Genomic DNA, 23,973 nt, shown 5'->3' with positions numbered 1-23,973 from the left:
TGTGATTTTACTGGCCTGCGGCAAATTCAAACAAACGTTTGTATTGGACCCGCCAAGTGGTGTAGATATAATGCGCGGCCAAGACAAAACGGTGTAGTCCGTCATTTGCGCAGCTACAGTTTCGCTCCCGTGATGAGCCACTGTGCGCAAGCACCCATAAGACAAAGCAACAGCACGAGCCTTGATGAGTAGGAGAGAACCTGTGGAACGCGAATACATGGAATTCGACGTGGTCATCGTCGGCGCCGGCCCGGCAGGCCTGTCCGCCGCCTGCCGCCTGAAGCAGAAGGCCGCCGAAACCGGTAGCGAAATCAGCGTCTGCGTGGTGGAAAAAGGCTCTGAAGTCGGCGCCCACATCCTCTCCGGCGCGGTGTTCGAGCCCCGCGCCCTGAACGAACTGTTCCCTGACTGGAAAGCACTCGGTGCGCCGCTGAACACCGAAGTGAAGCGCGACGACATCTACGTGCTCAAGGATGCCGGCAGCGCCACCAAGGTGCCTGACCTGTTCGTGCCCAAGACCATGCACAACCATGGCAACTACATCATCTCGCTGGGCAACCTGTGCCGCTGGCTGGCCCAGCAGGCCGAAAACCTCGGCGTGGAAATCTACCCGGGCTTCGCCGCCCAGGAAGCGCTATTCGACGACAACGGCGTGGTCCGCGGCATTGTCACCGGCGACCTGGGTGTCGACCGCGAAGGCAACCCCAAGGACGGCCTGTACACCCCGGGCATGGAGCTGCGCGCCAAGTACACCCTGTTCGCCGAAGGCTGCCGCGGCCACATCGGCAAGCAATTGATCAAGCGCTTCGATCTCGACAACGAGTCCGATGTCCAGCACTACGGCATCGGCCTGAAGGAAATCTGGGAAATCGACCCGGCCAAGCATGAGCAGGGCCTGGTGGTGCACACCGCCGGCTGGCCGCTGGACGTGGTGGCCAAGGACAACACCGGTGGCTCGTTCCTTTACCACCTGGAAAACAACCAGGTGGTGGTCGGCCTGATCGTCGACCTGTCCTACGCCAACCCGTACCTGTCGCCATTCGACGAATTCCAGCGCCTCAAGCACCACCCGGTGATGAGCCAGTACCTCGAAGGCGGCAAGCGCATCAGCTACGGTGCCCGGGCCATCTGCAAAGGCGGCCTGAACTCGCTGCCGAAAATGGTCTTCAACGGCGGCGCGCTGATCGGTTGCGATCTCGGCACCCTGAACTTCTCCAAGATCAAGGGCAGCCACACCGCCATGAAGTCCGGCATGCTCGCCGCTGAAGCGGTGGCCGAGGCCCTGGCCGCCGGCCGCGAGGGTGGTGACCAGCTCGACGGTTATGTCAGCGCGTTCAAGGCCAGCTGGCTGTATGACGAACTGTTCGCCAGCCGCAACTTCGGCCCAGCCTTGCACAAGTTCGGCCCGCTGCTCGGTGGCGCGTTCAACTACGTGGACCAGAACTGGTTCGGCGGCAAGCTGCCGTTCACCCTGCACGACACCAAGCCGGACTATGCCTGCCTGAAGCTGGCGGCCGACTCGCAGAAGATCGACTACCCGAAACCGGACGGCAAACTCAGCTTCGACAAGCTCAGCTCGGTATTCCTCTCCAGCACCAACCACGAAGAGGAACAACCCTGCCACCTGAAGCTGACCGACCCGAACGTGCCGATCGCCAGCAACCTGCCGCTGTACGACGAACCGGCCCAGCGCTACTGCCCGGCAGGCGTGTACGAGGTGGTCACCCAGGAAGACGGCAACAAGCGCTTCCAGATCAACGCGCAGAACTGCGTGCATTGCAAAACCTGCGACATCAAGGACCCGGCCCAGAACATCACCTGGGTCACCCCTGAAGGCGCTGGCGGGCCTAACTACCCGAACATGTAAGGCCCCTGCCCTGGCTGTAACAAAAAGCCCCCGGCTCGTGAGAACCGGGGGCTTTTTGTTGCCTCCTGGTGTCAGGCCGTACGCACTTCCTCGAAAAGCTCTGGATGACGGTCCAGCAGCTTGAGCAGTTTCACCAGCGCCACTGGCGGCGTGGTCTTGCCGTTTTCATAGCGGGAGAATGCATTGACCCCACCGCCGAAAATCTCACCCGCTTCGCGCTGGTCGAGGTCGAACTTTCTGCGTATGGAGGCAATAAAGGAAGGATCTACAACAGTTGCGTTGATCTGGCGCTCGAATACCGTCATCAGGTGACTGACGCGCATGGCTTCATCATGACTCAGTACACATTCACCACATGCGGAACAGTAATCGCCACTTACTTCAGGGATCACTGTCGCCTCTCCTTTGTAGCTATAGGGCATGCCCTGAACGTCAGGTGCAAGCTCCGAGCCGCCGCATATTGGACATCTCATGGTTACAACTCCTTGAAAGACACGATGAGCACGTCGTCTACCACGGACAATTTCAGATAAACGTACCCAATTGCTGTAAGCGGGCGATACACGTCCTCCCAGACCCGATGATCAATATGGCTGGTCATGCTCTTGTAGAAATCATTGCGCCTCAAGCTGTTGATTACTTCAAGCATGCCCGAAAAATCCATTCCCAGCGCCTTGGCACCTCTCAATGCAGCGCCCGTAGGGCTGATTCGCCTTGCCGCAGCCAAGGCCTTCACCCGCTCCAGCGGGCAGTGAGGCGTTCTCTTTTCCATGAGAAATTAACCTTCCAGGTTAAATTTGGCTAATAGGTTATTCCAATAACCCCCGCCCAGAAGTCTGCCTCACCACCCCACAGCCGTTACCGGCTCATTTGTCACCGCACATGATCGGCATCGGCTCTGCCGCCAGCCCCAATGGCTCGCGACGCCCGAAATACAAGGCGGTCAGCAGCCCCACAGCGCCCATCACCAGACAAAAGCCGACACACACCCACGGGCTCCACGGCATCAGCGCGATCAGCGCCAGCGGCGTGGTGCTGGCCCACAGCGCGTAGGCCACGTTGTAGGTAAAGGAAATGCCCGACACGCGAATCTCCGCAGGGAACAGCCCCACCATGATCGACGGCACCACGCCCACCACACCGCAGCTCAACCCGGCCAGCGCATAGGCCAGCCAGGTCATGCCCCACTGCCCCACCAGGCTGGCGTACAACGCGCCGATCCCCAGCGGCAACAGCAGGCTGTAGAGCATCAGCGCACGCCAGGCGCCCACGCGATCGACCAGCAGGCCAGCCAGCACGCAGCCGATGTTGAGGAAGACGATGCCCACGCTGCTGAGGGCAAAGGTATGCCCGGCACTCATGCCGAAGCGCTGTTGCATCACCGTCGGGGTGATCACCACCAGCACCACCACGGCAGAGGTCAGCACACAGGTCAGCAATGTTGCCGGGATCAGCGCCCCACGGTGCTCGCCCAGCACCCGCCGCAGCGGGAACTTCACCGGCTGCTGCTGGCGTGCGCGCAGGGCCAGAAACACCGGCGTTTCGCTAAGCCAGCGGCGCAGCCACACACCGATTACCCCAAACACCCCACCCAGCAGGAACGGATAGCGCCAGGCGTAGTCGAGGATTTCCTGTGGGCTGAACAGCTGCGCCAGCAACGTCGCGGTCAGCGCCCCCAGCAGGTAACCGAAGGTCAGCCCGGCCTGAAGGAAGCCCAGGGCATAACCACGCCGCCCGGTCGGGGCATGCTCGGCGACGAAGGTCCAGGCACTTGGCACTTCGCCGCCTACCGCAGCGCCCTGCAGGATGCGCAGGGCCAGCAGGATCAGCGGCGCGGCATAACCGATGTCGGCATAGGTCGGCATCACCCCGATCAGCAGGCAAGGCAGGGCCATCATCAGGATGCTCAGGCTGAACACCCGCTTGCGCCCCAGGTGGTCGGCGAAATGCGCCATCAGGATGCCGCCCAGCGGCCGTGCCAGGTAACCGGTGACGAAGATGCCGAAGCTTTGCAGCAGGCGCAGCCACTCGGGCATCTCGGGCGGGAAGAACAGCTGGCTGAGGGTTAGCGCAAAGAACACGAAGATGATGAAGTCGTAGATTTCCAGCGCGCCGCCCAGCGCCGCCAGGCCCAGGGTCCGATGGTCGCTGCGGCTGAAGCGCGGCGGGCGAGCGGTATCGATGGCAGTCATGGCAGGGTCCGCAAATCGGCAAAGGGCAAGAGCATAACAAATACCTGCCGCGTTGCCCTGCCCGCTGCGTCGCTAGCGGTTGAACACCGTATGCGCAAAGTTGGCGCGCGGCCGTGGCCGCGTCGTGGTAGCGGGCATGGCGCCTGGCAGCGGCAACTTGCCGACCAGCAGCGGTGCGTCGATGATCGTCATGAACGACTCCAGCGCCTCGTTATCGGGCACCTGGGGCAGGCTCAGGCTGACGGCCTGGCGCTCGGTCTGCGGTACGGCTGGCACCTTCAGCTGGGTGGAGTGGTAAAGCAGGGCGTGCTGGATTTGCGTGCTGACCCGGCAGAAGCGCTCCAGGTCGACCCCGGCATGGCTGGCCAGCTCGATATTGCCCAACAGCAGGTGGAAGGGCTGCAAGGCGCAATGCACCAGGCGCTGCAGCTCCTCGAAACTGTCCACGGGGGCTATGCGGAAGTAGCCCAGGCCGTTGAGCAGCCGCTCCAGCTGCAAGCGCTGACAAGGGTGTGCGTCGGCGATGAGGATGCGCAGGGTCTTGTTTGCCATGGACGGACCTGGGCAGTTGGCTGATAGGTAGGCTCCATGACCATAACTGCGCCAGTGACGGCTACTGCCAAACCCACGCGTGGCAGCGGTCTTCTTTGATAAAAGTCGGGAAAGCCGCATAAATCAAGTGATTGACTGACGGAATTTTCATTTCGCTTTAACTCGGCAATCAGGATTCCCACTCACGCATGCGCACCCTGCAGTGCTTCATGGCATTGACGATGTGCTTTTCCACCACGCTGCGGGACACGCCCAGGTGTTCGGCAATCTGCTGGTGCGACAGGCCTTCGAGCTTGCGCAGCAAAAAACATTCGCGGCACACCTGGCCCAGTTCATCCAGCGCGCGCTGCATCAGCGCCAGGCGCTGATCGAGCTGCATGTCATGCGTGAGCGCCGGGCTGTGCCAGCGCTCGTCGCTGTCCAGCACCTCCAGCGGCTCGGACTGGCGCACCAGATGGCGCCGATGGCGGTCGACCACCAGGTTGAGCGCGGTGCGGTAGAGGAAGGCGCGCGGGTGCTCGATGCGCTCGGCGTCAGTGCGCTCCAGCACCCGCAGGTAAGCATCGTGCGCCACGTCCTCGGCGGCCTGGCGACTGCCCAGGCGGGCGGAGAGGAAGCCCACCAGTTCGCGATAATAATGTTCCACGACGTTACCTGAGATCGTCCTGCCAGCTTGTGCCCGAAAATCCTTTCAGGCGGCAACGCGGGACCGAGTGATGTCAACGTGCGATCTTACAAATTATAATTATTCTCAGCAACAGGGGTGTGTCTGAAGAGGTTTGCCGCCACGAAGCTGTCAGCTCCAACCCGATATCCGCTAAATCCCCCCCTCCCGCTCTCGTCTATCTGGCACCCGGTCCGCGCCTGCCACCCGCGCGTACCCACACCCCTCGGCTGGATGTCTGCATGAGACCTTTAACCAACACCCGTCGCCGTGTCCTGCTCACCGGCCTGGGCCTGCTCGGCCTTGGCAGCCTGCTCGCCTGGAAGACCCTGCCCTACGGCGCGCAGCCGCTGAGCACGGTTGCCGTGACCCGCGCCGACATCGAAAGCAGCGTAACAGCGCTGGGCACCCTGCAGCCGCGGCGCTACGTGGACGTTGGCGCACAAGCGTCCGGGCAGATCCACAAGCTGCACGTCGAAGTCGGCGACACGGTGCGCAAAGGCGAGCTGCTGGTCGAGATCGACCCCTCCACCCAGCAGGCGCGGCTGGATGCCGGGCGCTTCTCGATCGATAACCTCAAGGCCCAGCTGGCCGAGCAACGTGCCCAGTACCTGCTGGCCCAACAGCAGCTCAAGCGCCAGCGCGACCTGGCCGCCGCCGGCGCCACCCGTGACGAGGACGTGCAAACCGCCGCCGCCCAGCTGAAAGTCACCCAGGCGCGCATCGACATGTTCCAGGCGCAAATCCGCCAGGCCCAGGCCAGCCTGCGCAGCGACGAGGCGGAACTGGGCTACACGCGTATCTACGCGCCCATGGACGGCACGGTGGTGGCGGTGGATGCCCGTGAAGGGCAAACCCTCAACGCCCAGCAACAGACGCCGTTGATCCTGCGCATTGCCAAGCTCTCGCCGATGACCGTATGGGCCCAGGTGTCGGAGGCCGACATCGGCAAGGTACAACCGGGCATGACCGCCTACTTCACTACCCTGGCCGGCGGCAAGCGCCGCTGGACCAGCACCGTGCGGCAGGTGCTGCCGATCCCGCCCAAACCGCTGGAGCAGTCCAGCCAGGGTGGCGGCAGCCCGGCCAGCGTCAGCAATGGCAGCGCCGGCAGCCAGGTAGTGCAGTACAGCGTGTTGCTGGATGTCGACAACCCGGACGGGGCGCTGATGGCCGAGATGACCACCCAGGTGTTCTTTGTTGCAGGCCAGGCCAGCCAGGTGCTGACCGTGCCACTGGCGGCGCTGGAGGACGGCGACGACCTGCGCCTGGCGCATGTGCTTACCGGCGAGGGCAAAGTGGTGCAGCGCCAGGTACGCACCGGCCTCAGCGACCGCCTGCGAGTGCAGGTGCTGGAGGGGCTCGACGAAGGCGAGCGCCTGGTCATTGGCGCCCCTGGCGTGAGCGGAGGCTGAATGAGCACGCCATTGATCGAGCTGGTCGACATCCGCAAGTCCTACAGCGGCGTCGAAACGCCCAAGGTCGACATCCTTCACGGCATCAGCATGCGCATCCACCCCGGTGAGTTCGTCGCCATCGTCGGTGCCTCGGGCTCTGGCAAGTCGACCCTGATGAACATTCTTGGCTGCCTCGACCGGCCTACCTCCGGCAGCTACCGGTTTGCCGGCAGGGACGTGGCCGAACTGGACAGCGACGAACTGGCCTGGCTGCGCCGCGAAGCGTTTGGCTTCGTGTTCCAGGGCTACCACCTGATCCCCTCGGGCTCGGCTCAGGAAAACGTGGAAATGCCGGCCATTTATGCCGGCATCGACGCCAGCGAACGCCACGCCCGCGCCAGCGCCCTGCTCGGCCGGCTGGGATTGGCCAGCCGCACCGGCAACCGCCCGCACCAGTTGTCTGGCGGCCAGCAACAACGGGTGTCGATTGCCCGCGCGCTGATGAACGGCGGCCATATCATCCTCGCCGACGAGCCCACCGGCGCCCTCGACAGCCACAGCGGCACCGAGGTGATGGCGCTGCTCGACGAACTGGCCAGCCAGGGCCACGTGATCATCCTGATCACCCACGACCGCGAAGTGGCGGCGCGGGCGCAGCGGGTGATCGAGATCCGTGATGGCCTGGTCATCAGCGACTCGGCCGCCGAGCAACGCCCCGCCAACACCGGCCAAGGGCTGCAGGCTGACCAGCTGCGCCAGCGCCTGGACCGTGGCGCAACCTTGCGCGGGGCGTGGAAAGGCGAGTTGATCGAAGCCCTGCAGGCCGCCTGGCGGGTAATGTGGGTCAACCGCTTCCGCACCGCCCTGACCCTGCTGGGCATCGTCATCGGCGTGGCCTCGGTGGTGGTCATGCTGGCGGTGGGCGAAGGCAGCAAGCGCCAGGTGATGGCGCAGATGGCCGCCTTCGGCTCCAACATCCTCTACCTCAACGGCAAACCGGCCAGCCTGGGTGAACAGGCCGGCACCATCACCCTGGATGATGTCGCCGCCATCGGCCAGCTGCCGCAGGTCAGGCACGTGATGCCGGTGATCGGCGAAAAGATGATGGTGCGCCATGGCAACAGCAGCCAGCGGTTCTACGTGGGCGGCAACAACACCTGGTTTCCCGAGATTTTCAACTGGCCAGCGGTCGAAGGCAGCTTCTTCACCGACGCCGACGAGCGCAACGGCGCGGCAGTGGCGGTGATCGGCCAGAAAGTGCGGGAAAAGATGCTCGAGCCCGGGCGCGATCCGCTGGGGCAGTACATCCTGATCGGCAATGTGCCGTTTCAGGTAGTCGGCATCCTGGCCGGCAAGGGCGCCAGCTCGGGCGACCAGGACAGCGACGGGCGCATCGCGGTGCCCTACTCCGCCGCCGCCATCCGCCTGTTCGGCCAGCGCGACCCGGACTACATCACTGTCTCGGCCATCGACTCTACCCGCGTAAACGAAGCCGAAGCGGCCATCGAGCGGCTGTTGCGCCAGCGCCACAACGGCCGCCAGGATTTCGAGCTGACCAACGATGCGGCACTGATCCAGGCCGAAGCGCGCACGCACAACAGCCTGTCGCTGATGCTTGGGGCGATCGCAGCCATTTCGCTGCTGGTGGGCGGTATCGGCGTGATGAACATCATGCTGATGACCGTGCGCGAGCGTACCCGGGAAATCGGTATCCGCATGGCAACCGGTGCACGCCAGCGCGACATCCTGCGCCAGTTCCTCAGCGAAGCGGTGATGCTGTCGATGGTCGGCGGCCTGGCCGGCATCGTCCTGGCCCTGGCCATCGGCGGTGGCCTGATGCTGGCCGAAGTGGCGGTGGCCTTTGCCCTGCCCACCATGCTCGGCGCGTTCGCCTGCGCCGTCGTCACCGGCATCGTGTTCGGCTTCATGCCGGCACGCAAGGCCGCCCGCCTTGACCCGGTCAAAGCCCTTACCAGCGAATAGCCCATGACATTGCCCAGCCGCATCAGCCTGTTGACCTTGTGCCTGCCCCTGTGTGCAACCATTGCCGCCTGCAGCACACCGCCCACACCCGCCAGTGGCATCGCCGCGCCGCCCGCCTGGCAAGGCGGCACATCGGCGTTGGCACAACGGCCGACAACAAAATGGTGGCATGCCTTCGCCAGCCGAGAGCTGGACCGCCTGGTGCAGCGGGCCCTGCTCAATGCCCACGACCTGGCCGCCGCCACCGCGCGGGTACGCCAGGCACAGGCGCGGGCGGTGATTGCTGGCGCGCCTTTGCTGCCAGAGCTGCAACTGGGCCTGAATGGTGAACGCCAACGCCTGCTGCACGGCGATGGCAACGACCAGCTCGACGTCAGCCGCAACCAACCCACCAGTACCTCGTTCGACATGCAGCTCAGCGCCAGCTACGAAATCGACTTCTGGGGCGGCCTGCGCGCGACCCGCGACAGCGCCTTGCGCACGCTTGATGCCAGCCGCCTGGACCGCAAGACCGTAGAGCTGACGCTGGTCAGCGCGGTCGCCGACAGCTACCTGCAAGGGCTGGCCCTGGAACAGCAGTTGCGCATTGCCCGCCTTAACCTGCGCAATGCCCAGGACGTGCTGAAACTGGTCGAGGCGCGCCAGCGCAGCGGTTCTGCGACCCGCCTGGAGCTGGCCCAGCAGCGCAGCCTGGTCGCCACCCAGCAACGTCAGCTGCCGCTGCTGGAACAGAAATGGCAGGACAGCCGGGTCACCCTGGCGACCCTGCTCGGCGACCCCGTGCAGTCGCTGCCCGCCAGCCAGGAGGCGATCGATGCGCTGCAATGGCCGGCCATAGGCAGCGGCGTGCCCAGTGAACTGCTCACCCGTCGCCCGGACATTGCCGCGGCAGAAGCACGGCTGGCTGCAGCCAGTGCCAACGTGCAGGTCGCCCGCGCCGCCATGCTGCCCAAGCTTACCCTTGGGGCCAACCTGGGGGCTGGCGCCAACACCTTTGCGCATTTGTTCGACAGTTCCTACTACACCCTCACCAGTGGCCTGGTCGCACCCATCTTCAACAATGGCCGGCTGCGCGCCGCGCGCCAGCTGGCCGAAGCCGAGCAGGCGGAGCTGTTGGAGGCCTACCGCAGCAGCATCCTCGCCGGGTTTGCCGATGTGGAGAAAGCGCTTAATGCGATCCAGGGCGTGGACCGCCAGCGGCAGTGGCAGGATGAAGAGCTGGATCAGGCGCGGCTGGCGTTCGACCTGGCGCAGCAACGCTATGGGGCGGGGGCCGAAACCCTGCTGACCGTGCTGGAGACCCAGCGCACCTTGTATGTGGCACAAGACCAGCAGGCGCAACTGCGGCTGGCGCGGTTGCAGGGTAGCGTGGCGCTTTACAAGGCGCTGGGGGGCGGGTGGGAGGTTGGGCGGTAGGGTTCATCGACCACATTGCCGGCAGGCCAGTTCTCATAGGGACCGCATCAGGGCTGACAGGCGCTGAATATACCAAGGCATACACCTGACAGCCCTGATGCAACCTGCACATACCATGGAATTCCCCACAGGTACGGCAGCGATAGCCCCAATACAGCCCGTAGCTAAGCTCGAACCTTCAGATTGCGCGCATACCACGGCCGCTGCGGCACCCTGGGCCGCAGCTTGTCGAACAGGCCTTCATCGCTGTAGATGATGCGCAATGCCAACTTCATGGTCTCCGGGTCCATCTCCACGCTGCGCCCCGGCCGCAGCCCTGGCACCGTCGAACACCCGTGGGTATCCGGCCCCAGCCACGGGTCCGCCACTTCCACCCAGCGCCCCGGCGCAAACCAGGGCACGCCGTTGACCTCAAGGCGCCGCACCTCACCGGGGTGAAGCCGTTCATGGGCACGGAACCAGTCCTCGATGCGGTCGTCTATCCAGCCGTGAAAATGCCAGAACACCGGGTTTACATGGGATGAAAACGGGTCGCCAAGAAAGTCGTTTTCCGCCGCGAACCAGCGCTCGGCAAAGTCATCCGGCGTGCGTGCCGTCGGCACCGGCATGCCGTTGGAGGGGTCACGCGGCACCGAGGCCCAGCGCATGTGCAGCCAGTCGTGCAGGCCCAGCTCCACCTCCGAGCCGAACTGGCCCAGGGTCAGGGTGCTGAGGTAGTCCGGGTCGGTGTAGCGCGACTCCCAGACCTGGAAGTTGCCGTGGAAGGTGTCCGGCGTCTTGATGTCGCGCACCCACTGGGTGTATTCCCCGTCACCGCTGGCCAGCCAGGTCGGCGGCAAGGCACTGCCGTCATGGTTGTCGAAGTAGCGGGCAAAGCCTGCGCGGTCACGCTCGAGCTCGGGTTGCGGCAGCGGAAAACGCGTCCATGAGGGCAAGTCTTGCAAGGCTCGGGCGCTGCCGAGCATGTGCCGGTGCATGAAGAAAAAGTCCTCGCCCGAGCCGTTGCGGTCTTTGTGCCGGCCACGTGCGTCACGCTCGTGGTCTCGTGGCCCTGGCTGCCAGCCCAGGCCGCGCAGCGCGCCCTGCTTGTCCTTGTCCAGCTTGTGCCATTTGTCCCGCGACGAATGCCACAGCTGGTGGAACAGGCGATGCTCCGGGGCGATCAGCCGGGCCAGCAGTACCGGGTTGAGCGGGGTACGCTCGCGCGCCTCGGGGAAGGTGCGCTTCACGGCCAGGAAACGGTTGTCCTGCACGGGCAACGACAGTGCGCGGTCCATGCATGCGATGCGCCCGTTGAGGCTTGCCGGGCCGGCGTTGCCGAAACGCCCCCAGACCTGATCGAGCACAATATGGCATTCATAGCGGGCCTGCGCCTGACCGGTTTCGAACAGGCGCCAGCGCAAGCGGCCTGGGGTGTCTGCCAGCAAGTCGCCGACCACCCGGTAACGCGGCTGCGCATCGCCGCGCAAGCGTTCGGGGGTATCCAGGTAGCCGCGCAGGGCGCGGCCGCTGGCGGCCACGTCGAGGAACAGTTCCAGTTCGCCCATGGGCAAGCCATGCAGGTCTGCGTCCTTGCCCTGCATGGTCCAGCGCCAGATGCCACGCAAGGTGTCGCCCAGCTGCTGCAGCCCGGTATCGGCCAGCTCGACGACGGCCTCGCCAGGGGTTTCCGGGAACTCCTCGGCGGCCCGCTGGCGTTGCACATACAGTGCACCCAGCGCACCGGGCACCACCACACCCGTCAATGCCACACCGGCGATGAAACCGCGTCGGGAAATCGTCATTGCATACCTGTGCATTCATTGCGGCCATGGAGCACGGCCCGTCCAAGGCTAGAACGTTGCGCGGGCGACGAAATTTAACGGCGCAGCGCCCCTGTCACTGGCTAAATTTCCCGGCTGCGGGCTCGTTCCCTCCAGGTAGCGGCGGCCTCTGTGCCCATCCCTCGACGGTGAACCTACTGAGACCAAGATGACGACTCCACGCTGGAAGAAAGCCCTGTTTATCAGCCTGGCCGCGGCAGTTGCCGCAGGGGCCGGGTTCGCCGCCTGGCACTACTTCGCCACACCCGCTGGCTACTCGCGCGAGGTGACCCGCCAGGCCAACGACCTGCAGCAACGCATCATCTCGTTCGATAGCCATATCACCCTGCCGCTGGCCTTCGGCACCGAAGGCAGCGAAGCCGACAAGGACGGCGATGGCCGCTTCGACCTGGCCAAGGCTGCGCGCGGGCGCTTGTCGGGCGCGGCCCTGACCATCTTCGCCTGGCCCGAGTCCTGGACCGGCAGCGGCGGCCCGCACCGCCCTACCCCGGGCTTCGTCGAGGCTGCCCGGCATACCCAGGAAGTGCGCTTCAACGCCATCAGCGCCATGGTCCGCGACTTCCCGCAGCAGGTCGGCATCGCCTACACACCGCAAGACATGCGGCGCCTGCACGGCGAAGGCAAGTTCGCGGTGTTCCTCAGCATGCTCAACGCCTACGCGCTGGGCGATGACATCGATCAGCTCGACCGCTGGGCCGCGCGCGGCGTGCGCATGTTCGGCTTCAGCTACGTGGGCAACAACAGCTGGGCCGACTCTTCGCGCCCGCTGCCGTTCTTCAATGATACTGCCGATGCACTGGACGGCCTTTCGCCCGTCGGCAAGCGTGCCGTACAGCGGCTGAACGACCTGGGCGTGATCATCGATGTGTCGCAGATGTCGAGCAAGGCGCTGGTCCAGGTGGTCGCCCTCAGCCGCGCACCGGTGGTGGCTTCGCACTCGGCGCCACGGGCGATGGTCGACATCGACCGCAACCTCTCCGACAAGGAGCTGCAGCTGATCAAGGACAGTGGCGGCGTGGTCCAGCTGGTGGCCTTCTCCACCTACCTCAAGCCCCTGAGCAGCAACACCCAGGACAAGCTCAACGCGCTGCGTGCCCGCTACGCCCTGCCACCGCTGGCCAACCTCAACTACGCACTGATGCCCGGCGATCCGGTGATTGCCGGCTGGCCCGAGCCGAAGGTGGGCCAGTATGCCAACGAGCTGTACGGCATTCTCGACGAAGAGCCGCCAGCCACCCTCAAGGACTTTGGCGACGCCATCGACTACACGGTGCGCAAGGTGGGTATCGACCATGTCGGCCTGAGTTCGGACTTCAACGAAGGCGGCGGCATCGACGGCTGGCATGACGCCAGCGAAGCACGCAATGTCACCGCCGAGCTGATCAGCCGCGGCTACTCGGAGGCGGATATCACCAAGCTCTGGGGCGGCAATTTCCTGCGGGTGTGGGAACAGGTACAGCGCACCGCGCAGCCTGTGGCCACTTCGTCTCCATAACTCGTCGAGCACAGCCATGAACGATCGCCGCACCTTTCTCAAGCAGGCTGGCCTGCTGGCTGCCGCCCTGCCCTTGAGCGGCCCGGGCGGATTGCTGCCTGCAGCCCACGCAGCGCCTGCGAAACCGCTCACGGGCGATAACTGGGCCGGCTTTCGCGAGCTGTTCGAGCTGGACCTGGGCTATGCGCACTTCGCCAACTTCCTGATCACCTCACACCCCAGGCCGGTACGCGAAGCCATCGAGGCCCTGCGTGCCCGCTTCGACCGTCACCCGGCACAGATGGTCGACTGGGACAGCCAGTCCGAGTGGAAGCACGAAGCCGCCGTGCGCGAGTCGGCCGCCCGCTACCTCGAAGTGACACCCCGGCAGATCGCCCTGACCGGCAGCACCACTGAAGGCCTCGGGCTGATCTATGGCGGGCTGAAGATTACCCCAGGGCAGGAAATTCTCACCACCGTGCACGAACACTCGGCAGCCCGCCATACCATGGGTTTTCGCACTACCCGCGATGGCACGCCAGTGCACCGGTTGCGCTTGTTCGAAGAACCGGCCAAGGTCAGTACCGACCAGGTGCTGGCAACGATTGCGGCTGCCATCGGGCCGAAAACCAGGGTACTGGGGATGACCTGGGTCCACTCGGGCAGCGGTGTGAAGCTGCCAGTGGGCGAAATAGGCAAGCTGGTGCGCGAGGTCAATCGCCAGCGTGACGAACAGGACCAGATTATCTACGTGATTGACGGGGTGCACGGCTTTGGCGTTGAAGACGTGCGCTTCGCCGACTTCAATTGCGATTACTTCATCGCCGGCACGCACAAATGGATGTTCGGGCCGCGAGGCACCGGAATCATCTGTGCAGCCTCCAGCGAAATGAAGCTACTGACGCCGACCATTGCCTCGTTTTCGGAGAATGAGGATTTCGCCACGATCATGACGCCAGGCGGTTATCACGCGTTCGAGCACCGCTGGGCGCTGGGCAAGGCGTTCGATTTGCACCTGCAGCTCGGCAAGGCGGCAGTGCAGGCGCGTATCCATGGGCTGAACGACGTCCTCAGGCAGCGGCTTGAGGCACTGCCGGGGATTGAACTGGTCACCCCGCGCAGTGCCCGCTATTCGGCGGGTTTTACCTTCTTCCGGGTCAAGGGGGAGGATGCCGATGAGGTGGCCAAGTACCTCAACAGCCAGCGCATCGTTGTGGATGCAGTGTCGCGGGATGCCGGGCCGGTGGTGCGTACGGCGCCTGGCCTGCTGAATACCGAGGCTGAGATCGAGCGGTTGGTGGATGTATTGGCGCGACGTGTTCGCGGGTGACGCCCTGGGCGGGCGCGTTGCGGCTTCAAGCTTCAAGCTTCAAACTTCAAACTTCAAACTTCAAGCCATGGGCATCAACACCAAGTTGACATTCATCAGCGAGGGTGGCGCTAAGTCACCTTTCCGCCCTTACGGCGGGTCACTTTTGTCTTGGCAAAAGTAACCAAAACCGCCCGCTCCCATCATCCGGCCCCTACGCTGCGCTTCGGGGTCCCCTCGCTCCGGCCTTGCTCCCGGGAGGACCGCGCTGCAGGCCCCATCCTGGGGCCCAGCGCTTGACGGGCATCCATGCCCGTCACCTCCCTCCGCAAGCCCTACGCTCGGCCTCCTGAAGTCGCAATCCGTGGCGCCTGGACTATCGCGCGCTTAGAAGCAAAAGCAGGAGCAGGAGCTGTTGCTGTTGCTGTTGCTGTTGCTGTTGCTGTTGCTGTTGCTGTTGCTGTTGCTGTTGCTGTAGATCTTGATCTTGATCTTGATCTTGATCTTGATCTTCGCGACTTCAGGAGGCCGAACGCAGGCCTTGCGGAGGGAGGTGACGGGCATGGATGCCCGTCAAGCGCTGGGCCCCAGGATGGGGCCTGCAGCGCGGTCCTCCCGGGAGCAAGGCCGGAGTGAGGGGACCCCGAAGCGCAGCGTAGGGGCCGGATGATGGGAGCGAGCGGTTTTTGGTTACTTTTTTCCAAGAAAAAAAGTGACTCGCCGTAAGGGCGAAAAGGTGAGTAAGCGTCGCCATCGCAAATGGACTGTTCGCTGCATCAAAACCGGCACATATCTGCAAGCTGCAAGCTGCAAGCTGCAAGCTGCAAGCTGGAAGCTGGAAGCTGGAAGCTGGAAAGTCATGACTGACCGTCGACCACCTTCAACCACTCCCCAACATCCCGATAAAGCCCCTCCACCTGCCCGACAATCCCCGACATGCGCAGGAAGTCATGGGTCAACCCCTCCACCCGGGCAAAGCTCACCGCCGTTCCGCCCGCCAGCAACCAGTCCCGATACGCAATGCCTTCATCATGCAGCGGGTCATACTCGGCCACGAACAGGTACGCTGGCGCCAAGGGTGTCCGCAGCGTCGACAGCAACGGCGACACCCGCCAGTCCAGGCGCTGCGCAGGCAGCGGCGCATAGTGCTGGTAGAACCACTCCAGGGTAGGCGTCTCCAGCAGGTAGCCCTCGGCGTGCTCGCGATGAGAATCACGCTGGCAGGAAATATCGGTCACCGGGTAGAACAGCAACTGCGCCAGCGGTTTGAATGCCAGCGCTTCGGGCTGTTCGACCGCAGTAATGGCCAGTACCGCCGCCAGGCTCGCCCCCACACTGTCCCCTGCCAGCACCACCCGGCGGCTGTCCAGGCCCAGCGCCGTTGCCTGTTCGGCCAGCCAGTTAGCGACATCCAGCACATCGTGCAGGGCCACCGGGAACTGCTGCTCAGGCGCCAGCCGATAGTCCGGCGCCAGCACCGCAAACTCGCCAAGCGCCGCCAGACGGCGGCACACCGAGTCATGCGAGTCGAGGCTGCCAACCACATAGCCACCGCCATGCAGGTAGAAGATCACCGGTTGCAAGGCATCCCCGCCATCGCCCTGGCGATACAGACGCGCTGCCAGGCTGGCCCCGTCGCGGGCGGTGAGCTGCAGTTCGCTGACCGTGAGATTGCCGGGCGGGCTCGGGTCGAGTACCTGCGAGCTGCCGGCGAACTCGGCCCGGGCCTGGGCAACGTCCATCGCATGCATGGGCAGGCTCCTGCCCGTCAGCCGGCCAAATTCGACCAGTTCCAGAAATGCCGCCAGATCAGGATGCAATGCCATGTGGGTTCCTTGGGTGAAGAATGTGACGCGAACATTCCTACGGGACGTAGCAGCAGCCTGAAAAATTACCCACCACACGCTAAATCGCTGGTGCAGGTACTCGTTATTCCTGCACAACGAAAGACCGCCAGAGGCTTACCGTGGACCTTCAGAGCATCCTCAGCAAACTGTTCGCCAACGCCCATGCCGTCGGCATCGAAGGCGTTTTCCAGTTCGTCTTCGGCGACGACCGGGCCTTCTGGTCGGAGGTGCGCGACAGCAGCCGCACCGGTGCCGGCCGGCACAGCGCCCCGGATGTCACCATCGAAGTGGCCGAGCGCGACTTCCTCGGCATCATGGGCGGCACGGCCAACGTCGAGGAACTGTTCGCCAGCGCCCGGCTGAAGATCACCGGCAACATGGGCCTGGCCACTTTGCTGCCGCAGATTATCAGCAACGCCCGTCGCGGCACGCCAACTGCCAAGGCATCGATGAACCAGCGTTACCCGACACCGGCGCGCCTGAGCGAACGGGTGTCGGCCGCGCAACCGCTGCAGCGCGAGGTGGCACGCATCGCCTACACCGACATGCCCCTGGCGCGCTTCCAGCGCGAGCACCTGGAGCACGGCAAACCAGTAGTCATCTGCGATGCGCTGCAGGACTGGCCGCTGTTCACCATGGGTCGGCAAGCCTCGCTGGAGCACTTCGCCGAATTGCAGGGCATCACCCGGCACGGCGATTACGTGAAGAAAACCTTCTCCACCGACCGCGACTTCCGCTCCACCTCCATGGCCGACTTCATCGCGTCGCTGGACACCCCGGCCAAACCGGGTGAAACCCCTGCCTACATGGGCAACAACATCGTGCCAGAGAAGCTGTTGACGCTGATCCGTCACCCGCAGTACTTCAGCCGCGACAAATTCATCGCGCCGCGCATCTGGATCGGCCCCAAGGGCACCCTCACACCCCTGCACCGCGACGATGCCGACAACCTGTTCGCCCAGGTCTGGGGGCAGAAGTCGTTCATCCTCGCCGCGCCGCATCACCGTCCGGCCTTGGGCACCTGGTCGACCAGCCCCAAAGGCGGCCTCGACGGCTGTGATTTCAACCCCGACGCGCCGGATTACCAGCGCTTCCCGGCAGCGCGTGACGTGCCCTTTCTACGCGTGGTGCTGCAGGCCGGTGACCTGCTGTTCCTGCCTGAGGGCTGGTTCCACCAGGTGGAGTCAGTATCCACTTCGCTGTCGGTGAACTTCTGGGTTAACTCCGGGCGCGGGTGGTAACCGCCAGGGTGGAGTTAATTTGCGCCGCTGGCGGCTCGCTCCTGAAGACCACCGCTTGCAAAAGCCCCCCGCATGTCCAGCTCCGCCAGCATCACCCAAGCGCTGCAGCAAGGCCTGCGCAGCCTGATCAAGGGCTGCGCGCCGGGGGACATTCGATTGATTTGCGCCGGGCGCGCTGTGCACGCCTTTCGCCGGCAAGCCAGCTCCCACAGGGGTCGCCTCAGGGCTGACAGGTGCACGCCACAACATTATCAGCGCCTGTCGGCCCTGATGAGGTCCCTGTGGGAGCTGGCTTGCCGGCGAAAGGGCCGCAGCGCGGCCCCGACAATCGATCAGACGGCCGCGATAAACGCCTCGGCAAATCGCTGCGCCACTTCATCGATCTGTTCACCACTGATGATCAACGGCGGCAGAAAGCGCACCACCGCGCCATGGCGCCCACCCAGTTCCAGAATCAACCCACGCTTGAGGCACTCACGCTGCACTTTCGCGGCCAGGTCACGATTGGCCGTCGGGTAACCCAGGGCGTCACGCGGCGCTTGTGGATCGATCAGTTCCACTCCAAGCATCAACCCACGCCCGCGAATATCACCCAGTTGCGGATAATCCTTCTGTAGCGGCTGCAAATGCTTGCGCAGCCGCAGCCCCATGGCCTCCGCATGCTCGGCCAGGCGATGCTCGACCAGGTAATCGATCACCGCCGACCCCGCCGCCATGGCCATCTGGTTGCCACGGAAGGTGCCGGCATGTGCGCCTGGCTTCCAGGTGTCCAGCCACTTGCGGTACACCACTACCGCCAGCGGCAGGCTGCCGCCAATGGCCTTGGACAGGGTCACCACGTCCGGCACGATGCCGGCGTGCTCAAAGGCGAACATGCGCCCGGTACGGGCAAAGCCGCTCTGGATCTCATCGACGATCAACGCCACGCCAGCCTGCTCGGTGATACGGCGCACGCCCTTCAGCCATTCGATAGCGGCCGGAACCACGCCGCCCTCGCCCTGCACCACCTCAAGGATCACCGCAGCCGGTAGCGGTACACCGCTTTCCGGATCGAGCAGCAGGTTTTCCAGGTAATGCAGGCTGGCCCTGACCCCGGCTTCGCCGCCCAGGCCGAACGGGCAACGGTAATCGTAAGGGTACGGCATGAACTGTACACCGCTGCCAAGCAAAGCCCCCAGCGGCTGTTTCGGCCCATGGCTGCCCATCAGACTCAAGGCGCCCTGGCTCATGCCATGGTAGGCGCCGTGGAAGGCCAGCACCGTGCTGCGGCCGGTGGCGATGCGAACCAGCTTGAGCGCCGCCTCCACCGCGTCGGTGCCGGACGGGCCGCAGAACTGTACCTTGGCCTCGCGGCGCAGGGCCTCTGGCAGGATGCCGAACAAGTCCTGTACGAAGCGGTCCTTGACCGGCGTGGTCAGGTCCAGGGTATGCAGAGGCAGCTCGTCGGCCAGTACCCGCTGGATTGCCTCGACCACCACCGGGTGGTTGTGGCCCAGCGCCAGGGTGCCAGCGCCGGCCAGGCAGTCGATGAACTGGCGGCCTTCGACATCCTCTACATAGATGCCACGGGCGCGCTTGAGCGCCAGCGGGATGCGTCGTGGATAGCTGCGGGCGTTGGACTCCTGCTGCTGCTGGCGTTGCAGCAACGGCGAATCGTTGAACTCGTACAAAGGCTGCGGCGCGCTGGCCGGCGGGACCTGGGCAAGGCTGGAAGCGGTGGACATGGGTGAATCCTCGCAAGCAAGCGAATGAGCGGTTATCGCTTGGGAAACGCTTGAGTGCGGGGAGGATTTAGCCGTTGTTACCGGATTTTGCTTTACCTGCACCGGCCCTTTCGCGGCGGTCGAAATCAATGCCCCGGGCGCGCCGGCACTTGCAACAGCACCCGCAACCCGTCGCTACGGCTGTCGAACCTGAGGTGCCCGGCACAGCGCTGCACGATCGCCTGCACAATCGCCAGGCCCAAGCCGCAGCCACCACTCTGCCCATTACGCCAGAAGCGCTCGGTCAGGTGCTCCAGGTCCGCCTCGGCAATCCCCGGCCCATGGTCACGCACCATGAAACCCACCTGCCCGTCGGCCATCTGCACGTCCAGCTCTACCGCCGCATCACCGCCATGGCGCAGGGCGTTGTCCAGCAGGTTGCGCAGCGCCGCCACTGCCAGCGGTGCGGGCATGCCCAGGTAGATCTGCGTGGCCTCCTCCGGCAGGCGCAACACGATGCGCCGGTTGTCACCGCCCCCGGCATCCTGCACGGCCTGGCGGGCCACCTGCTCGGCGCTGCACTGCACGCCATCCTCGAACGACAGGCTGCCTTCCACCCGCGCCAGCATCAGCAACTGCTCCAGCGTGCGGTGCATGCGGTCGGTGCCCTGCTCGGCATGCTCCAGCGCCTGCTCGCGCACGGCACCGTCGGTCATGCGCGCCACCTGCAGGTGGGTCTTGATCGCGGTCAGCGGGCTGCGCAATTCATGCGCGGCGTCGTCGGTGAGGCGCCGCTCGCGCTCGATGGTCTGGGCAATGCGCAGGAACAGCTGGTTCTGGGTTTCCAGCAACGGCTGCAGCTCGCTGGGCATGCCGGCCACCTGCAGCGGCTCGACACTGTCCGCGCGCCGTCGGCGCAGTGCATCACGCATGCGGTTGAGCGGCTCGAGGCCCTTGCCCAGGCCGATCCACAGCAACCCCAGGCTGCCAAGCAGCGCCATCAACACCGGGGCCGACGCCGCCAGCAGAATCGACTGGTTCAGCGCCTCGCGCTCCATGTGCCGGTCGGCGGTGGTAATGCGTACATCACCGTGGTTGTAGGTGAAGGTGCGCCAGCGTGCGTCGTCGATGGTCTGGTCACGGAAACCGCTGCGCTCGTCGTCCATGGCGCCATCGTGCTTGTGGTTGCTGGCCAGGATCTCGCCACGCAGCGAGCTGACCTGGCAGGCCATGCCGTCTGGCACGCTGAACTGGTCAGCGGAAAAATGCGCCTCGCCGCCCTTGGCGGTGAGCGGTTGCGGCAGCTGGTCGATCAGCCCGGCGACCATCCGTGCCGACGCCACCAGGCGCTGGTCGAGGGAAAACATCATCTGCTGGCGCAGGTCACGCAGCATCCAGGCGGCAGCCAGCGCCCAGATGATCACGAAGGCACTGCCCAGGATCAGGCTCAGACGTACCCGCAGGCTCATGATGCTGCCTCTTCCGGCGCCTGCGCCGGGCCCAGCCGGTAGCCCAGGCCGCGCACGGTTTCGACGATGCCGTTACCCAGCTTGCGCCGCAGGTGGTGGATATGCACGTTCAGGGCATTGCTCTCGACCTCGTCACTGAAGCCGTACACGCAGTCTTTCAGTTGCTCGCTGGACAGCACTCGCCCGGGGTTCTGCAACAGGGCCTGAAGCAGCGCCTGCTCACGGCGGGACAGGTCGACCGGGTGGCCGGCCAGGGTGGCCACGCAACTGCTCGGGTCATAGTGCAGCGGGCCGTGCTCGATCCCATTCACCGCCCGCCCGGCCACCCGCCGCAGCAAGGTATGCAGGCGTGCGGCCAGTTCGCGCAGGTCGAAGGGCTTGAGCAGGTAGTCGTCGGCGCCAGCCTGCAGGCCATCGACGCGGTCGGTGACTGCATCGCGGGCAGTGAGCACCAGCACGGGCAGTGTCTCGCCCTGCTGACGCAGGCGGCGCAGCAGCTTGAGGCCGTCTTCGTCGGGCAGGCCGAGGTCGAGGATCATCACGTCGAACTGCGCGGCCTGCAACATCGCGCGCGCATCCTTGGCGTTGCCCACCCGGTCCACGGTCAGGCCCTGGGCGGTGAGGCCGGCACAGATGCCGGCGGCGATCAGGTCGTCGTCCTCGCAGAGCAGAACATGCATGGTGGAGGCTCCCGGAGTGGTGTGGCGGGTATTGCACCTTGGGCGGATTAAGGGGGGATTATGGACCTTTGTGACCTGGGTGGGGTACCCGCTCAGGCTGCGCTAACGGCCTTGCCAATCGCCAATTTTCACACCCCGGAAACGAAGTCGCCTTTTCCTACCACTGACTCAGCAATTTCCGAACCCGATCCATGATGGGATTTCCCCCTGCCCACGCTGTCAGGGAGACACCCATGTACCTTGGTTACCCCGTACCCTCGTGGCCCGAGATCGAATCACGCATTGCCGATGAAACGGGCTATCAGGGACACGCCCATTATCGTACCCAGCTCAACGAACCGGCAGCTTCACTGGCCCTCAACCTACGTCGGGTCAGGGCTGTCCAGTCAGCCTTCAACCAGGCCGAATGGCAGGCCAGCAACATCCTGCGTCGGCGCTTTGCCGAGCTGGAAATCGCCAGCATCCTCAACGAACTGCTCCAGGCAGTGAGAGAAATGGCGATGATCGTCGTCGGCAGCACCCTCAGCGGCGCTGCCATTGGCGCCGGCATCGGGGTATTTGGCGCGGGGGCCGGGGCCATTCCCCTGGCCGGCACAGGCGCGATGATCGGGCTCAAGGTCAGTGGCTGGATACTGGGTGTACTAGGGCTTTCCTCGATTGCCGAATTCTTTATCGAAGGCCTGCCCCGCACCGGCAAGTACTACCTCGATGGCATCCGCATTGCCTGGGAGGGCACGCGGGACGAAAGCCAGAACCCGTTCGGGCGGGACGATCCGCACGCAGTTTCCAGGGCTGCTCACCACATCGCCCTGGGCCATGTGGACGTGGTGGTGTTGCTGCTAGGGGCAATGGTGTCGTATCTCACCCGCGGGCGCGGCGATGCCCGGGTGCTGGCACAGGAGATGGCAGCCAGCCGCAAAGGCGCAAGGCTGGGGCAATGGATGCTCAAGCATGAAGAGGGGTTGAAGCAACGGCCGGATCTGCAGGTGCCGGAGCGGCGCAAAGGAGCAGTGATTGAATCACAATCCATACCCCCGCAGCGGCCGACGGGCAAGGACAAGGAGCCGTCGCCAGGGAAGCCCGGTAGCATGCCGCTGCATACGGTGTCGTGCTTCAAGGCGGACAAATTGCCAGCATCGAAGCATGGAGAGTTTGAGCGGCAGTTGAAAGGGCAACAGGATGGATTGAACCGCCTGACGGTTGAAGAGTTCCTGGAAAATGTTAACAACCCCATCAAACGTGACCCCAAGTTTGCCAAAAAGGCACGTAGGGATCTATACACAAATTTAAGTGACAGGATTCACCAGGACTTATCCAGAACGATGGGGCCGCGTGAAGCAAGAAAGCTTTCGGAAACGCAAGCCAAGGAGACGATGTCAACGCTCGCAGCGTTGCACAACCCTGATCTTAGTGCGGGTGGACGAGACACTATCGCTGACTTCGGCGATAAAAAGGTTAATTCGAGCATCGGCCCTCAGTGGAAAAGCCGATCGGAGGGCTCCGACAAGTCGCCGAAGAAATGGCTGGGTCGGGTGGCGGGAGCGGCCATTTAAACGTGAAATTACACAAGTGCTGACAGACGGGAGATCATCATATGGATGAAGCATTCTCTGTTTTCATCGAAGAAGCTGGAGCACCCATGCACAGACAGGAGGTTCCCCCATCAACTATCGAAAACTATTTGGGGAAGCTACCGGACAAGCTTCTGGAATATTGGATTGAGCATGGGTGGTGTGGGTACGGGGAAGGAATATTTTGGACCGTGAACCCAAAAGAGTATGAGGGGGTGGTCGCATCTGTGCTTGAGAGTGCAAATCTAGCAACCTTCGACAGATTTCATCTCATCGCCCGAGGCGCCTTTGGCGACCTTTACCTGTTTGGTGAAAGCACAGGATTTTCATTGAAAGTCGCGCCACACATAGGCCGTTATATTGCTAGTAAGCGTGAGATAACAAGGGCCGACATGGACAGAGAGGTGCAAAATTTCTTTGCCAGTCGAGATCTGGATTCGAATGACTTCGGTGACATGTTTGTGCCTGCTAAAAATAGCCTCGGCATACTTGAACCCGAAGAAATGTACGGTTTCGTTCCGGCCTTGGCGTTCGGCGGACCAAGTGAGCTTGCCAATATCGAAAAAGTCAAGGCAGTGGAACACTTGATACTGCTTTCTCAGATTGCCACCCTCGAACCCTACAGTTTCTCCGACTTCTGAGCACACAAAAAGGACCTGACAAATGGACGTGATCTCACCGTTTTCCTGGAAACCTACGGGACACCGTCGGCCACCAACCTGTAGCGCCCTGCGCCCTCGGTCATTACCAAGGCAAACTCCCCGATCGTCTTCCTGAATACTGGT

19 protein-coding genes and 1 pseudogene are annotated in these 23,973 nt (G+C 63.9%); 9 read left to right on the top strand and 11 right to left on the bottom strand.

Annotated elements, in window-relative coordinates; translation table 11 throughout:
* Window positions 1-184: 184 nt before the first annotated feature.
* Entirely contained in the window at window positions 185-1,867 is a 1,683-nt protein-coding gene (locus AC5O5I_RS08020; protein WP_172226146.1) for an electron transfer flavoprotein-ubiquinone oxidoreductase, read from the top strand.
* A 71-nt stretch (window positions 1,868-1,938) separates the two neighbouring features.
* Here AC5O5I_RS08020 and AC5O5I_RS08015 read toward each other — a convergent pair whose 3' ends face one another.
* From AC5O5I_RS08015 to AC5O5I_RS07995, 5 genes are all read right to left on the bottom strand, one after another.
* Window positions 1,939-2,340, bottom strand: coding sequence for a type II TA system antitoxin MqsA family protein (locus AC5O5I_RS08015; protein WP_172226149.1), 402 nt, complete (start codon window positions 2,338-2,340; stop codon window positions 1,939-1,941).
* Window positions 2,341-2,342: 2 nt separating this feature from the next.
* Complete coding sequence (locus tag AC5O5I_RS08010) at window positions 2,343-2,639, bottom strand: type II toxin-antitoxin system MqsR family toxin (protein ID WP_172226152.1); 297 nt, start codon at window positions 2,637-2,639, stop codon at window positions 2,343-2,345.
* A 94-nt stretch (window positions 2,640-2,733) separates the two neighbouring features.
* Window positions 2,734-4,059, bottom strand: coding sequence for an MFS transporter (locus tag AC5O5I_RS08005; RefSeq protein ID WP_172226155.1), 1,326 nt, complete (start codon window positions 4,057-4,059; stop codon window positions 2,734-2,736).
* Between the two features lie 72 nt (window positions 4,060-4,131).
* Window positions 4,132-4,611 carry a histidine kinase gene (locus AC5O5I_RS08000; RefSeq protein ID WP_172226158.1) on the bottom strand — a complete coding sequence of 160 codons (480 nt, stop codon included), beginning with the start codon at window positions 4,609-4,611 and terminating at the stop codon, window positions 4,132-4,134.
* A gap of 169 nt (window positions 4,612-4,780) precedes the next feature.
* Complete coding sequence (locus tag AC5O5I_RS07995) at window positions 4,781-5,257, bottom strand: sigma-70 family RNA polymerase sigma factor (protein ID WP_172226161.1); 477 nt, start codon at window positions 5,255-5,257, stop codon at window positions 4,781-4,783.
* A 260-nt stretch (window positions 5,258-5,517) separates the two neighbouring features.
* Between AC5O5I_RS07995 and AC5O5I_RS07990 the strand changes: the two genes are divergently transcribed.
* The 3 genes from AC5O5I_RS07990 to AC5O5I_RS07980 are packed head-to-tail and all read left to right on the top strand — an operon-like array spanning window position 5,518 to window position 10,071.
* On the top strand, window positions 5,518-6,690 hold the full coding sequence (locus AC5O5I_RS07990) for an efflux RND transporter periplasmic adaptor subunit (protein WP_172287551.1): 1,173 nt from the start codon (window positions 5,518-5,520) through the stop codon (window positions 6,688-6,690).
* Window positions 6,691-8,655 carry a MacB family efflux pump subunit gene (locus AC5O5I_RS07985; protein ID WP_494512319.1) on the top strand — a complete coding sequence of 655 codons (1,965 nt, stop codon included), beginning with the start codon at window positions 6,691-6,693 and terminating at the stop codon, window positions 8,653-8,655.
* Between the two features lie 3 nt (window positions 8,656-8,658).
* Window positions 8,659-10,071, top strand: coding sequence for an efflux transporter outer membrane subunit (locus AC5O5I_RS07980; protein WP_494512318.1), 1,413 nt, complete (start codon window positions 8,659-8,661; stop codon window positions 10,069-10,071).
* A gap of 164 nt (window positions 10,072-10,235) precedes the next feature.
* Here the strand turns inward: AC5O5I_RS07980 and pvdP are convergent, their stop codons facing one another.
* Complete coding sequence (pvdP, locus tag AC5O5I_RS07975; RefSeq protein WP_494512317.1) at window positions 10,236-11,855, bottom strand: pyoverdine maturation tyrosinase PvdP; 1,620 nt, start codon at window positions 11,853-11,855, stop codon at window positions 10,236-10,238.
* Between the two features lie 187 nt (window positions 11,856-12,042).
* Between pvdP and AC5O5I_RS07970 the strand changes: the two genes are divergently transcribed.
* A complete protein-coding gene (locus tag AC5O5I_RS07970; protein WP_172226176.1) occupies window positions 12,043-13,389 on the top strand; it encodes a dipeptidase in 1,347 nt (448 codons plus the stop codon).
* A gap of 16 nt (window positions 13,390-13,405) precedes the next feature.
* Window positions 13,406-14,698: a pyoverdine-tailoring periplasmic protein PvdN gene (gene pvdN / locus AC5O5I_RS07965; protein ID WP_494512316.1), complete on the top strand. Its 1,293-nt coding sequence runs from the start codon at window positions 13,406-13,408 to the stop codon at window positions 14,696-14,698.
* 366 nt (window positions 14,699-15,064) lie between these two features.
* On the opposite strand, the gene AC5O5I_RS07960 is transcribed toward pvdN, so the two are convergent.
* Window positions 15,065-15,241, bottom strand: a complete 177-nt coding sequence (locus tag AC5O5I_RS07960) for a hypothetical protein (RefSeq protein WP_494512315.1) — start codon at window positions 15,239-15,241, stop codon at window positions 15,065-15,067.
* 293 nt (window positions 15,242-15,534) lie between these two features.
* Window positions 15,535-16,503 (bottom strand): alpha/beta hydrolase, encoded by a 969-nt coding sequence (locus tag AC5O5I_RS07955; protein WP_172287030.1) that lies wholly within the window; start codon window positions 16,501-16,503, stop codon window positions 15,535-15,537.
* 140 nt (window positions 16,504-16,643) lie between these two features.
* On the opposite strand from AC5O5I_RS07955, the gene AC5O5I_RS07950 reads away from it, so the two are divergent.
* Entirely contained in the window at window positions 16,644-17,765 is a 1,122-nt protein-coding gene (locus AC5O5I_RS07950) for a cupin-like domain-containing protein (protein ID WP_172230529.1), read from the top strand.
* Window positions 17,766-18,097: 332 nt separating this feature from the next.
* On the opposite strand, the gene AC5O5I_RS07945 is transcribed toward AC5O5I_RS07950, so the two are convergent.
* The 3 genes from AC5O5I_RS07945 to AC5O5I_RS07935 form a co-directional block, all read right to left on the bottom strand.
* The gene (locus tag AC5O5I_RS07945; protein WP_494512314.1) at window positions 18,098-19,489 is read right to left on the bottom strand and encodes an aspartate aminotransferase family protein; all 1,392 of its coding nucleotides are present in this window, start codon (window positions 19,487-19,489) and stop codon (window positions 18,098-18,100) included.
* Window positions 19,490-19,614: 125 nt separating this feature from the next.
* The gene (locus AC5O5I_RS07940; protein WP_172230523.1) at window positions 19,615-20,937 is read right to left on the bottom strand and encodes an ATP-binding protein; all 1,323 of its coding nucleotides are present in this window, start codon (window positions 20,935-20,937) and stop codon (window positions 19,615-19,617) included.
* Window positions 20,934-21,617: a response regulator gene (locus tag AC5O5I_RS07935; RefSeq protein WP_172287027.1), complete on the bottom strand. Its 684-nt coding sequence runs from the start codon at window positions 21,615-21,617 to the stop codon at window positions 20,934-20,936. Before AC5O5I_RS07935 ends, AC5O5I_RS07940 begins: the two co-directional genes overlap by 4 nt.
* A gap of 233 nt (window positions 21,618-21,850) precedes the next feature.
* Between AC5O5I_RS07935 and AC5O5I_RS07930 the strand changes: the two are divergent.
* Window positions 21,851-23,193 (top strand): annotated as a pseudogene (locus AC5O5I_RS07930) (DUF6861 domain-containing protein).
* Between the two features lie 18 nt (window positions 23,194-23,211).
* Entirely contained in the window at window positions 23,212-23,829 is a 618-nt protein-coding gene (locus AC5O5I_RS07925; protein ID WP_494512313.1) for a GAD-like domain-containing protein, read from the top strand.
* Window positions 23,830-23,973: the final 144 nt, after the last annotated feature.

This window comes from Pseudomonas sp. 9_2_1 (genome assembly GCF_059295275.1).
This window is presented reverse-complemented; position numbering and strand designations above follow the sequence as displayed.

Bases quoted from the DNA above. Each gene is read 5' to 3' on its own strand.
- AC5O5I_RS08020 (WP_172226146.1), top strand. From the start codon at position 185: ATGAGTAGGAGAGAACCTGTGGAACGCGAATACATGGAATTCGACGTG.
- AC5O5I_RS08015 (WP_172226149.1), bottom strand. From the start codon at position 2,340: ATGAGATGTCCAATATGCGGCGGCTCGGAGCTTGCACCTGACGTTCAG.
- AC5O5I_RS08010 (WP_172226152.1), bottom strand. From the start codon at position 2,639: ATGGAAAAGAGAACGCCTCACTGCCCGCTGGAGCGGGTGAAGGCCTTG.
- AC5O5I_RS08005 (WP_172226155.1), bottom strand. From the start codon at position 4,059: ATGACTGCCATCGATACCGCTCGCCCGCCGCGCTTCAGCCGCAGCGAC.
- AC5O5I_RS08000 (WP_172226158.1), bottom strand. From the start codon at position 4,611: ATGGCAAACAAGACCCTGCGCATCCTCATCGCCGACGCACACCCTTGT.
- AC5O5I_RS07990 (WP_172287551.1), top strand. From the start codon at position 5,518: ATGAGACCTTTAACCAACACCCGTCGCCGTGTCCTGCTCACCGGCCTG.
- AC5O5I_RS07985 (WP_494512319.1), top strand. From the start codon at position 6,691: ATGAGCACGCCATTGATCGAGCTGGTCGACATCCGCAAGTCCTACAGC.
- AC5O5I_RS07980 (WP_494512318.1), top strand. From the start codon at position 8,659: ATGACATTGCCCAGCCGCATCAGCCTGTTGACCTTGTGCCTGCCCCTG.
- pvdP (WP_494512317.1), bottom strand. From the start codon at position 11,855: ATGACGATTTCCCGACGCGGTTTCATCGCCGGTGTGGCATTGACGGGT.
- AC5O5I_RS07970 (WP_172226176.1), top strand. From the start codon at position 12,043: ATGACGACTCCACGCTGGAAGAAAGCCCTGTTTATCAGCCTGGCCGCG.
- pvdN (WP_494512316.1), top strand. From the start codon at position 13,406: ATGAACGATCGCCGCACCTTTCTCAAGCAGGCTGGCCTGCTGGCTGCC.
- AC5O5I_RS07960 (WP_494512315.1), bottom strand. From the start codon at position 15,241: ATGCCCGTCACCTCCCTCCGCAAGGCCTGCGTTCGGCCTCCTGAAGTC.
- AC5O5I_RS07955 (WP_172287030.1), bottom strand. From the start codon at position 16,503: ATGGCATTGCATCCTGATCTGGCGGCATTTCTGGAACTGGTCGAATTT.
- AC5O5I_RS07945 (WP_494512314.1), bottom strand. From the start codon at position 19,489: ATGTCCACCGCTTCCAGCCTTGCCCAGGTCCCGCCGGCCAGCGCGCCG.
- AC5O5I_RS07940 (WP_172230523.1), bottom strand. From the start codon at position 20,937: ATGAGCCTGCGGGTACGTCTGAGCCTGATCCTGGGCAGTGCCTTCGTG.
- AC5O5I_RS07935 (WP_172287027.1), bottom strand. From the start codon at position 21,617: ATGCATGTTCTGCTCTGCGAGGACGACGACCTGATCGCCGCCGGCATC.
- AC5O5I_RS07925 (WP_494512313.1), top strand. From the start codon at position 23,212: ATGGATGAAGCATTCTCTGTTTTCATCGAAGAAGCTGGAGCACCCATG.